General features: G+C 46.9%; 13 protein-coding genes. 6 read left to right on the top strand and 7 right to left on the bottom strand.

Features of this window, described 5'->3' with window-relative positions; all coding sequences use genetic code 11:
* Positions 1-177 precede the first annotated feature (177 nt).
* The 6 genes from KFF03_RS12670 to KFF03_RS12695 all read left to right on the top strand — a co-directional run bounded on the left by KFF03_RS12670 (position 178) and on the right by KFF03_RS12695 (position 4,424).
* The gene (locus KFF03_RS12670) at positions 178-603 is read left to right on the top strand and encodes a GNAT family N-acetyltransferase (protein WP_255857289.1); all 426 of its coding nucleotides are present in this window, start codon (positions 178-180) and stop codon (positions 601-603) included.
* Positions 604-663: 60 nt separating this feature from the next.
* The gene (locus KFF03_RS12675; protein WP_255857290.1) at positions 664-1,155 is read left to right on the top strand and encodes a DUF4442 domain-containing protein; all 492 of its coding nucleotides are present in this window, start codon (positions 664-666) and stop codon (positions 1,153-1,155) included.
* A gap of 154 nt (positions 1,156-1,309) precedes the next feature.
* On the top strand, positions 1,310-2,104 hold the full coding sequence (locus tag KFF03_RS12680) for an ABC transporter ATP-binding protein (RefSeq protein ID WP_255860912.1): 795 nt from the start codon (positions 1,310-1,312) through the stop codon (positions 2,102-2,104).
* A 55-nt stretch (positions 2,105-2,159) separates the two neighbouring features.
* On the top strand, positions 2,160-2,912 hold the full coding sequence (locus KFF03_RS12685) for an ABC transporter substrate-binding protein (protein ID WP_255857291.1): 753 nt from the start codon (positions 2,160-2,162) through the stop codon (positions 2,910-2,912).
* A gap of 100 nt (positions 2,913-3,012) precedes the next feature.
* Complete coding sequence (locus KFF03_RS12690; RefSeq protein WP_255857292.1) at positions 3,013-3,720, top strand: ABC transporter permease; 708 nt, start codon at positions 3,013-3,015, stop codon at positions 3,718-3,720.
* Positions 3,717-4,424: an ABC transporter permease gene (locus KFF03_RS12695; RefSeq protein WP_255857293.1), complete on the top strand. Its 708-nt coding sequence runs from the start codon at positions 3,717-3,719 to the stop codon at positions 4,422-4,424. The genes KFF03_RS12690 and KFF03_RS12695 overlap by 4 nt, the downstream gene beginning before the upstream one ends.
* Positions 4,425-4,614: 190 nt before the next feature.
* On the opposite strand, the gene KFF03_RS12700 is transcribed toward KFF03_RS12695, so the two are convergent.
* The 7 genes from KFF03_RS12700 to KFF03_RS12730 all read right to left on the bottom strand — a co-directional run bounded on the left by KFF03_RS12700 (position 4,615) and on the right by KFF03_RS12730 (position 11,653).
* Positions 4,615-5,928: a lipopolysaccharide assembly protein LapB gene (locus KFF03_RS12700; protein WP_255857294.1), complete on the bottom strand. Its 1,314-nt coding sequence runs from the start codon at positions 5,926-5,928 to the stop codon at positions 4,615-4,617.
* A 12-nt stretch (positions 5,929-5,940) separates the two neighbouring features.
* Positions 5,941-6,579 (bottom strand): energy transducer TonB, encoded by a 639-nt coding sequence (locus KFF03_RS12705; RefSeq protein ID WP_255857295.1) that lies wholly within the window; start codon positions 6,577-6,579, stop codon positions 5,941-5,943.
* A gap of 1 nt (position 6,580) precedes the next feature.
* Complete coding sequence (locus tag KFF03_RS12710) at positions 6,581-6,991, bottom strand: biopolymer transporter ExbD (RefSeq protein ID WP_255857296.1); 411 nt, start codon at positions 6,989-6,991, stop codon at positions 6,581-6,583.
* A 201-nt stretch (positions 6,992-7,192) separates the two neighbouring features.
* A complete protein-coding gene (locus KFF03_RS12715; RefSeq protein ID WP_255857297.1) occupies positions 7,193-7,714 on the bottom strand; it encodes a MotA/TolQ/ExbB proton channel family protein in 522 nt (173 codons plus the stop codon).
* Between the two features lie 19 nt (positions 7,715-7,733).
* Positions 7,734-9,113, bottom strand: a complete 1,380-nt coding sequence (locus tag KFF03_RS12720; RefSeq protein WP_255857298.1) for a MotA/TolQ/ExbB proton channel family protein — start codon at positions 9,111-9,113, stop codon at positions 7,734-7,736.
* A gap of 10 nt (positions 9,114-9,123) precedes the next feature.
* Positions 9,124-9,900, bottom strand: coding sequence for a DUF3450 domain-containing protein (locus KFF03_RS12725; RefSeq protein WP_255857299.1), 777 nt, complete (start codon positions 9,898-9,900; stop codon positions 9,124-9,126).
* A 280-nt stretch (positions 9,901-10,180) separates the two neighbouring features.
* Positions 10,181-11,653: a hypothetical protein gene (locus KFF03_RS12730; RefSeq protein ID WP_255857300.1), complete on the bottom strand. Its 1,473-nt coding sequence runs from the start codon at positions 11,651-11,653 to the stop codon at positions 10,181-10,183.
* Between the last annotated feature and the right edge of the window lie 36 nt (positions 11,654-11,689).

Below are 11,689 nucleotides of genomic sequence, written 5' to 3' on the forward strand. Positions count from 1 at the left end.
TCCGGAAACTGATGAGTAATTATATGTAAGTCAATTTGGCGCGCAGATTAGCGGCAAAATGTTACATAAATGTTATTGTTATATTTCATGCTTTCAGCCGAATACCGTGCTGAATTCGCCCGATTGAATCATATTTTTGCTATCAGAAAACAGGTCGGCACGCGCCAAACAAAACTGATGTACCATTTTAATTCTGACGTCACACTGGCGGCATTGAATACCCTGTATAAAGAGTCTGGAGAAACGGGCCGTGCAGGGCCGGAAGATATCCGTATTGGATTGCAGCAAGACACGTTGTTAGTTTGCGGAGCGCGACTGATGCGCTATGACGATTCGTATTGGCTGTTACGCAATCTCTGCACTCTGCCAGCAGCACGCCAAACTGGCCTGGCCTCACAATTACTGCAGGTAATTCAGAATCAGCTGGAATATCAGCCTTTGATTACCTTTCCCTTGCCACATCTGAATGCGTTTTATCGGCGCAATGGTTTTCATGAAGTTGATATCGCCGACTTACCACCCCATTTAAGCCAATTATTGCGACAATGCCGACGTCGTAACAAAGGCATTCAGGCCATGGTCAGTGGCGTATCACTTCGGTAGACTGCCGCGCACGATTAATCCTGTATTCACCATAATTGGTATCCACCTTAAGAAGTTACTATGGCCAATAAAAACAAGCTCAGCACGTTAGTTGGAAAAATTGAAAAGCTACCAGTCTCATGGCGCGCTCCGGCTATCTCCTTTCTGATGGGAAAAGTGATTCCGTTTGCCGGAACATCCGGTACCCGGGTTGAAAAGCTGACGCCAAACGAATGCATCATTGTGATGCGAAATAAAAAGAAGGTACAAAATCATATCGGCAGCGTGCATGCCGCTGCGATGGGCTTACTGGCAGAATCTGCCACTGGCTTTATGACCGGGTTAAGCGTTCCTGATGATCGCATTATTGTGATCCGCTCAATGAAGCTTGAGTACGGTAAACGTGCCAGTGGCGATATGAAAGCCGTCGCCAGTTTCTCAGACGAGCAGGTTCAATACATCAAAGAGACTCCCAAAGGTGACATTGAAGTACCGGTGGTAATCACCGATGCAACCGGCACCGAAACGGTTAAGGCAACCATGATCTGGGCCTGGACACCGAAGAAAAAGTGACCTTTCTGATCAGAATCCGCACAAAATTGCGGATTCTACTTATTGTCATCCCCGCATTAACCACGGAAAATAGCCCGTTTTGACGATTTGGTCAGGCTATGCCGATATTGGCGCTCCTGCGTTAACTGGCCAAACCAGCTTACAGACGGTACCCATGAACGATACAGCCCCTGAATCTCAGGATACAAGCACCGCACTGCAACTGATTGATATTCATAAATCCTATGGAGATCTTGAAGTACTGAAAGGCGTCAGCCTCGAAGCCAATACCGGCGATGTGATTTCGATTCTGGGTTCCAGCGGCTCAGGAAAAAGTACCCTGCTGCGTTGCATCAACTTGTTGGAAAAGCCGAATCAGGGCCAGATCCTTATTGGTGGTGAAGAGTTGGGCCTGAAAGCCGATAAACACGGCGAGCTGCAAGCCAGCGATCATAAGCAACTGGAACGCATGCGTTCACGCTTAGGTTTTGTTTTTCAGCAGTTTAATTTGTGGCCCCACATGACCATCTTGCAGAACATCATTGAAGCACCGGTTCATGTCTTAAAAATCCCAAAAGAACAAGCCATCAGCCGCGCCCGTGACTTACTGAAAAAAGTGGGCCTGGCCGATAAAGAAGACGTTTATCCGGGTAATTTATCCGGCGGTCAGCAACAGCGCGTTGCCATTGCCCGCACACTGGCGATGGAACCTCAGGTGCTGTTGTTCGATGAACCAACATCCGCGCTCGACCCTGAACTGGTGAACGAAGTGTTGGCTGTGATGCGTGAGCTGGCCGATGAAGGCCGCACCATGCTGATTGTCACACATGAAATGCGTTTCGCTCGCGAAGTATCCAGTAAAGTCGTATTCCTGCATCAGGGCCAGATTGAAGAGATTGGCACACCAGAACAGGTATTTGATAACCCGCAGTCACCGCGGGTACGCGACTTTATGGCCAGCCATCAATAAACTGACTTTTCTGATGACTGGCACACTCCACAAAAAAATAATCCGAGGAATTTCTATGATCCGTCAATTAATCACGTCTGGCCTGGTAGTGGCTTCTCTGTTTGTCAGCGGCATGGCGAACGCTGGCGATAAAATCCGTATTGCTACGGAAGGCGCATACGCACCGTTCAACATGGTCGATAACGAAGGCAAATTAATCGGGTTTGATGTCGATATTGCCAATGCACTGTGCGAACAGATGAAAGCCGATTGTGAAATTGTTGCTCAGGACTGGGATGGTATTATTCCTGGCTTACGCGCACGTAAATACGACGCCATCATTGCTTCTATGTCGATCACCAAAGAGCGTCTGCGTGTGGTGGACTTCTCAGAAAAATACTACTCAAACGTACTGGCATTTGTTGCCGCTAAAGACAAAACACTGGATACCAGCAATGAAGGTCTGAAAGGCCTGACCGTGGGTGCTCAGCGCGCCACTATCGCTGGCCAGCGTCTGGAAGATGTTTATGGCGATATCGTTAACGTAAAACTGTACGACACTCAGGACAACGCCTATCTGGATATGGCCTCTGGCCGACTGGATGCCTTATTGTCTGACAAGTTCCCGGCGTATGACTGGCTGCGCAGTGAAGACGGCAAACAATTCGAATTTAAAGGTGCCGACATCGATATTAACGATGAAATTGGTATCGCGGTTCGCAAAGGCGACAAGCTGAAAGATAAGCTGAGTGAAGCCATTAAAGCGATTGTTGAGAACGGTACTTACGCCAAAATTAATGAAAAGTACTTCCCGTTCGACATCTATTAATTAATACGTTCTGCCCTCTCTCAGCCCGGTATCTGCAAAGATACCGGGCTGATTTAGTTGCGGCAAACGGCTTACCGGATTTTATTCGTTAGGAATCCTTATGGATCTACAAGGTTTTGGACATCTGCTGCTCAGCGGCGCATGGATGACAATTCAACTGGCATTAGCCAGCCTGGTCATTGGCCTGATTATTGGCCTGGCGGGCGCACTGGCCAAGCTGTCGCACAATCGTGTTGCACGCAGCATTGCTACCGCCTACACCACGGTTGTTCGTGGCGTGCCGGAACTGCTATTGGTATTAACTATTTATTTTGGCGGCTCACAGATTTTAATGTGGATTGCCGGTTATTTCGGTTACGACGAATATATTGAAGTGGGCCCGTTTGCAGCTGGTGTTGCGGCTTTGGCCATTGCCTTCGGCGCATACGCCACCGAAGTGTTCCGCATGGCGATGCTGGAAATTCCCAAAGGCCAATGGGAGTCGGCACAAGCCATTGGCATGACTAAAATCCAAACATTTTTGCGCATTATTTTGCCGCAATTATGGCGCTTCTCTTTACCAGGGTTAGGTAACTTATTTCAGGTCTTGCTGAAAGATACCGCACTGGTTTCTGTGGTGGGTTTAAATGAATTAATGCGTCAGGCGGCCGTTGGTGCAGCCAACACCAAGCAACCGTTTGATTTCTATCTGGCCGCCGCTGTGTTGTATCTGGGATTAACTCTGATTGCTACATTTGTCACCACCTATCTTGAACGACGCACCAAGCCAGAACTGTATCAAGCCAAAACCAGTGGGGGTAAAGCATGAACTGGGAATGGGAAATTATCTGGGAACATTTACCCAAGCTGATGGAAGGTGCCTGGCTAACACTGGAACTGGTGTTTGTTTCCGGCCTGATCGGTATCTTTTTCGCCGTACCCCTGGCACTGATGCGTGCTTCAGAAAACCCATGGCTGCGTGCTCTGCCCGTGGGTTATATCTTCTTCTTTCGTGGTACACCGTTGCTGGTGCAGATCTTTTTAATTTATTACGGCGCATCTCAATTTGAAGCCATTAAAGACTCATTTTTATGGCCCATTCTGCGCGAGCCTTATTGGTGCGCCATTATTGCTTTCTCCATGAATACAGCCGCCTATAGCGCTGAATTAATTCGTGGTGCGATACAGGCCATTCCTAAAGGCGAAATTGAAGTATCCCAGGCGCTGGGCATGAGCAAACCAACCATGATTCGCCGCATTATTATGCCGCGTGCTTTTGGCATCGTATTTCCAGCTTACAGCAACGAAGTGTTATTAATGTTAAAAGGCAGTGCACTGGCGTCGACCATTACCCTGCTGGATTTAACCGGGATGGCACGAACCATTATTGCCCGCACGTATACGCCGTTAGAAATGTTTTTTGCCGCAGGTATGGTGTACTTATTGATTGCTGCGGTGATGATTGGCTGCTTTAAATTACTGGAGCACCGGGTTAACCGCTATCAGTTTTATAAGCCGGACAGTGCTAAATAAGACAAGCAATAAAGTAAACAAAAAAACCTGACTTGATCACAAGCCAGGTTTTTTTTGTTTTAACAGGTGATTGGTTTTAACAAACACTTGGTTTTAAATAGGTGCCATATCATGTGATATGGCTGCTCTGATTAATCATCCATAATCAATCAGAGCATGCGACAAGACATTTCAACAACGTGCTGCAAGCTTACAGCGTACCCGCCATATACTCACGACGCTTACGTTCGCCTTCGATATAGGCTAACCACTGAGCAGCCATTTTTTCAGATGACTTAAACTCAGCCGCAGCTTCAAAAGCTCCCTGAGCATCCGCCAGATTATTCAGGTTAAACAACACCAGGCCACGCAGAATTTGCGCGTCAGCTGTTTTCTTGAAAGATTGATCCTTGAGTGCTGAGTCCACATTCGCCAGCGCTAAGTTCCATTCCTGGCGTTCCGTATGAATCTGAGCCAGCTTATAGAAGTCATTACCTTCACCAGACAATTCTGCGGCTTTGGTCATGATTTTAATCGCATTATCGTATTCTTTTGCGATCATCCAGGCATCGCCCAGTAAAGATAAGTTACGGGCATTGACCTCAATCTGCTTTGACTTCATGCCATCAGCCATGATTTTTGCAGCTTTATAAGGAACTTCCTGCCCTAATAAAGCTTGTGCCAGATTCACTAATTCACTTTCTTTGGTCAATAAACCTTGTTCATGGGCTGCTTCCAGTGCTGACAGCTCTTTGAGCGGCATATTTAACTCACTGTAAACGGCTGCCAACTGAACCCAATATTGTGCTTTTGGATACAGCGTCGCCAGATCCTGTAAACAACGCGCCAGTGATTTAAAGTCTTTGTTCTGGTAATAAACCGCTCGTTCCAGCATTAACCAGTTCTCACGTGGTTTTTTGCCCTTCTGCTTTTCATCAGCAATAGCAACCTTCACATCAGGCAGTGCTTTTTTATACTGCTCCAGCTGAAAATAAATCTGTGCACGCAGAATATGAGCTTCGCCACCCGGCTTTTCTACCAGCCCAAACCATTCGTTCAGAGGTTTTAGTGAAGCCTGATAATTTTCCTGCATCAGGTGTAGCTTTGCCAGACTGTATAATGTGCTTTGCTGCAGACTTTCCGGAATATTTTTCGTCGAAACAACGTTTTGATAAGCTTTAATCGCATCATCAAAACGCTCCTGATTAAAATACACATAAGCGTACATATTATGCGTCATGGCTTTTTCATAACTGTTGCGCTTACGTTTTTCAAGGGCAGTTAACGTTGCCAGTGCTTCATCGTATTTTTTTTCATCGGCCAAAACACGAGCTTGCTCAAGCTTTTTGTAGATCTTCGGACGTAAGGTTTGCGAACGCTTTACCCGACGCTTTTTCTTTTTTTCAACCTGCTGCTCGGCCTGTCCATTAGCCGATTGAGCAGCTTGCACCGTATGGCTAGGCACTGCGGTAGTAACACCAACAACCAATAGGGTTGTGACTAATGTAGCAACTGGAAATTTCATAACAGCCTCCTGTTACCTTTTTTTCTTACTGCTTTTATCAAGCTCAAAGCGAATAATGTTACGCACACCCGGTACTTCGATGGCCTTTCCATTTTCTATCTTTGGCTTGTACTTGAATTTTTTCGCGGCAGTTAATGCAGCGCGGTTAAAGATATTGGCCGGGTCAGCCTCAATCACCACCGGGTTAATCACGGTACCCAGCTTAGAGACGGTAAATTCAACCACTACATACCCTTCAATACCTTTCTGAGCAGCACGACGCGGATACGTTGGTGCAACTTTAACGATGGGCAAATATTCGCCATCGCCAGAACCACCACCTAATCCCGCATCAACATTCAGGTCAGAGCCAATCTCAAAGCCACCAATATCAAAACCATCAGTGGATGCCTGAGCCAGATCCGGTGCTGGCAAATCGGGCTTGGGTGGCTCTTGTGGCGGTGCTGGCGGCTTTTGTGGTTTGCGTTCTTTGGTCTGAATCTCGTCATCCGGTTTTTGCATCACAAAACTTTCAATGCGACCGAAGTCCTGTTCATTCAGTACCGAACCACCACTACTGATGAGGCTTTGCATCACCCAAAACACCGCGAAGGTTGCAACACCGGCAACCGCCAGTGCTGAACCAAAACGAACCAGGGAGGACTGCAACATGCTAGTTTGCCTCCGTCGACAGCGACACGTCGTAAACACCCGCGGCACGAGCGGCATCCATCACGGCAACTAACTTCACGGTTTTGGCTTCTTCATCCGCCTGGATAACCACCGAACCTTGTGGGTTCTCCGCACGTAAACGTTCGATATTGGCGCGCACTTGTGACTCATCAACACGACGCTTATCAATCCAGATTTCACCGATGTCATTAATCGCAATTAAAATATTCGCACGCGGTTTAGCTTGTGCGGTATTGGCATCCGGACGATTGACTTCAATACCGGATTCCTTAACGAAAGAAGCGGTCACGATAAAGAAGATCAACATGATAAATACCACGTCCAACATCGGTGTGATGTCGATTTCGCCTTCTTCAGCTTCCTGAGCGATGTTTGAAAAACTACGTCTCATAATTTCATTCTCATTTTTAAGCACTTTTAATTAAATGCTTATTAATCTTTTCAATTAAACTCTGACGGATTTTAAAAACGTTTTCGAGGCAGTCATCGCTAGGCAAAACTTACTGAAAACGCGCAGTTTATAAGTCATAAATGAGCATTTTGAAGTAAGTTTTAACACCGCGATAGCAACGCAGATAGTTTTTAATTCCTGTCAGTGATCGAAGGTTAATTGGTCTTCTAAGTGAATCTTTTCACGCTTGATATAACGGTCTAACAATGACTGAGCAAACACCCCGGTAATGGCCCCCACCATGCCAGCCATGGTTGGGATGGTGGCTTTGGAAATACCCGATGCCATCGCTTTCGGGCTGCCGTTACCTAAAAACGCCATCACATCGAACACTTCGATCATGCCGGTGACCGTACCTAACAAGCCGAATAACGGTGCCAGGCCAATCGCCATTTTGATGGTGTTCATATTGGCCGTCAGATTGCCTCGCAGCTTGCCCAACAAATCCTGACGGATCTGGTGAGCGTGCCAAGAAGTTCGCTCTGAGCGAGCTTCCCATTCGGCAATGGCCTTTTTAACGTCGTAGCGGTGTACAAAGGAGAAGAACACCACCCGCTCCAATACCAACAACCACAAGATAAAGATCAGTCCGAAGATGCCGTAGAGGATGATTCCTCCACGTTCCATAAACAGATAGACCGGTTCGTAAATTTCAGTGAACATCTATCTCACCAATCGGTTATTAAGCTGCTTTCGCAGATGTTTGCTGTTCAGATTGACGCGCCAGAATACCGGTAGCGCGCTCTTCCAGAATCATCATCAGCTCACGTGAGCGGTTGTTGGTTAAGGTGTGCAGGAAGACACAAGGAATCGCTGCTACCAGACCCAGAACCGTGGTCATCAGTGCCTGAGAAATACCACCCGCCATCAGCTTAGGATCACCGGTGCCAAACAGAGACATGGTTTCAAACACGTCAATCATGCCGGTAACCGTACCTAACAGACCCAACAGAGGCGCAACCACAGAGATAATTTTGATCCAGCCAATGCCACGGGTCAGACGTGGAATTTCTGCTGCAATGGCTTCACCTAAGTGCAGCTCAAGCGTTTCAGTATCGGCTTTGTTATTCGCCTGGAATACCGCCATCACACGACCCAGCGAGTTATTTTCATCAGGCGTTTCAGACTTCATTTGCTTGTAAACACGGCTGCGTTCAACGTACAGAACCACCATGCGCCATACTGCTAACAAAATACCGATTACCGCCAGTGCCAGAATGATGTAGCCAACCACGCCACCCTGATCAACACGGTCACCCAGCTCTGGGGACTGACCCATAATTTTTAATAACTGACCACGAGAAGGATCGATCCAGAAACCGGTTTGAGTAGCGCCGGTGGCCGCTTCCAGTTCAGAGGCAGGACCGGTATAACGTGAGCTTGGTTGCTTATCCAGCTCAACCAGACGGCCGGATTCAAGATCCCAGTTCAGATAATTACCCGCAGAAACAACATTAAAACCACCCACACGAATCACGTCTTTTTGTACCGTGTCGCCAGACGGCAGCACGACATCGGCGTTGTATTGTGCAATACGGCCAGAAAAGGTCGCTTCACGCTGCATTTCAAACCACAAACGCTCCAACTGTTCGATCGACGGTAATGTTGAAGACGAACCCGCGGTTTTAATTAAATCAGTTAAAAATTCGGTACGGCCCGGTAATTCGCTGGATACCACAGAGCCTTCAAATACGGCTTTAGTATCGCCAGCCACCTGTTGCAGCACACCAAATAATTCTTTTAAGGAACCCAAACGATTGGTTAAACGATCCTGAGCATTTTCAACCCGGGTTTCATTTTGCTGGAATTGTTGCTCTTTTTTCGCGGCCAGAATTTCCAGACGAGAACGTTCCGCTTTCATTTCAGCAACCATACGCTGCTGTTCTGCTTTAGAACGGTTAAAACGTACCAGTCGTTGTTTAAATTCTTTATCGTCACGAGCCTGACCTTGTTTTACCAGGTTTAGCAGCTCGTCCACACTCACTTCATCAGCAGCATGAGTATTGGAAGAAAACGAAAATGCCAGAGCGGCAGAGAATAATAAGGCTTTAATTTTCATCATTTCTTCCTTCTTAGTTGGCAGCCAGCGGAGCCGCAACAGGCACTTTGATTAAATCCGGAGCGGCCTGCTCACGCGCGATACGAATGCCCGCCATCAGCTTGCTTTTGTAGGCTGGATCCAGTGTTTCCCAGGCGTTGTTTGCCGTGTTCCAAACACCCAGATCTTGTCCGTCCAGAGATTGATACATCAACGCAATACGACCAACGCGCAGAAAATCCACTTCACGTTGCTGACCATTCACATCCAGCGTGCCGCGGTAGGATTCGATGGTACGGCCGTAATCAATTTCAGCCTGATAAACTTCCATCACCTTGCGGTATTTTTCGGCAACCGTGACATCGCTACGACCCATCATGCGTTTCAGTTTTTCAACACGCTCAGCACGTTCATCTTTCAGGAAAGGAACATCGGCACGTACAAATTGATCCGCAGCATCAATCATGCGTAACATCAAAGGCGTGATCTGACGCTCAACCAGAGTTACTTTGGTAATACTGTCTTCAATCGAAGCCAGCTCTTTTGCCTGAGCATCCAGCTGCTTATTCAGCTGATCAACATACACATTCAGACCTTCAACTTCTTTAACCAGAGAGCGATATTCACGCTCGCTCGCACGAATGCTGCCATCGATATTGTCGATTTTTTGCTGAGATTGTTGCGCCTTGTTAACACGCTTAACACCGTTATCTAAAGCGCTATCAACGTTGGCAGCGGTTGCACCAAAAGTAACACCTGCAGTTAATACAGCGGCTGCCAGGACGTTACGAGTTCGCAGTTGCTTAGGCATAATTCTTTACCCGTTAAAACTGTTATTTGCCTGCCACAACCGATCAGATTTATTTACAAGGTTATGAGGCAGGCCCCCAAATTTCAGAGCGCACGATACTGCAATTCTGTGACACTTATATGACATGACAGTTTGACTGCAGATATATGACAGGAGATCAGAGAAGAATCTGGTGAGAGGTAAAACGGCATTAAATAAATGATTATTTTCAGGCATAAAAAAACCCACTCTCTTTCGAAAGTGGGTTTTTCAACACTCAGATTAACCGAGGTGAATATTATTACTGAGCAGCAGGAGCCGTGTTAGCCTGGTCAGCAATATCATCTAGAGAACCTTCGATGATCCAACCTGCATACCATGCATCAGCCGCAGCAACCGCTGGGTCTACAGCACCGATGTAAGTGGTGTTATCGAAAGCAAAGCCAGAACCGTTATCTACTTCAGCAAATTCAGCCTGAGCGACAGAACCTGGAACCGCTGCAGCCGCATTCAGTGTAATAGATTGCAGTTCGTTAGTACCGGAAGTCGTATCAGCTTCTTCTTTGTTGTAGAACTCGCCACAAGTAGTGCTTGAACCCTGAACGTTGTGGAAAGTCACATCTGAAGGAACATTAGTACCCTGACCATCTACATCTTTAGCATCATCGATACGAGCACATGCATCAAAGTTAAATACAGCCGTATTGTACAGAGAAGCCGTCAAAGCACCACGCAGACGCATACCAGGCTCATCTGAATAATCACGATTACCAACAATAGTAATGTTTGCCAGAGCTGCCTGAGTTTGTGGTACATACTCATCATCAGAAGAGTTAGCTTCAATACCACGCGGGTCATTTGAGCCAGCTGGAGAGTTACGATCAGCAGTCATGCGTACAATCGCGTATTGGATATTGCCCTGATAACCTTCATCAAAGTCGATGCTATCGTCATCGTTGCCAGTCAGAACTGCGTACTTAACGTTAACCGTTCCACCAAACCATTCCAGACCATCGTCAAGGTTGTCATGAACCTGAATATATTCAACGGTAGTGCCATGGCCAACACCTTGCATAGTCAGGCCATTAACCTCGTTACCCGGACCAGCAACACGACCACCTTCAGCGATACGAACGTAACGGATCACACCACTGTTATCAGCTGCATCATCACCACCGTAACGGATAGTTTCATCCAGACCACCTTCACCTTCAACGTTACAGATGCCGTCCGCATTACCTTCTGAACAAATACCAGTGTTACCAGCACCATACTGAGGAGCGAAACCCTGAACAATTACACCGCCCCATTCACCCAGACCATTGAAGTTGTCATCGGCAGCAGAACTGAAAGTAATTGGATCAGCCTTGGTACCTTCTGCCATAATCTTTGAACCACGGGTAATAACCAGTGTCGCATTACTCAGGCCGCGAACATCAGTACCCGCTTCAATTGTCAAAGTTACACCAGCATCTTTGATTGCTTGCTCTTGAGCAGCAGAAGTAATTGCCACCTGACCAGCACCAACAAATACAGAGCCATCCAGAACCCATTGACGATCAGCAGTCATGGTAAAATCTTCGTCGATATTACCAGACACAAAGCAGCGGCTGTTATCAGCATTACAATCAACTTCGTAATTAGTTGATACTGGTGGTTGAGTACCACCATTGCCATTACCAGAGTCATCATCATCGTTGTCGCTATCACTGCCACAGCCAACCAGAGTTGCAGCCATTAAAGCAACTGCCAGATAGTTCTTTTTGAGTTCCATTTAAGTTTCCTCGATTTCTTTGTTAGGAGCTCATTA

This window comes from Bacterioplanoides sp. SCSIO 12839, assembly GCF_024397975.1.
GTDB lineage: Bacteria > Pseudomonadota > Gammaproteobacteria > Pseudomonadales > Oceanobacteraceae > Bacterioplanoides.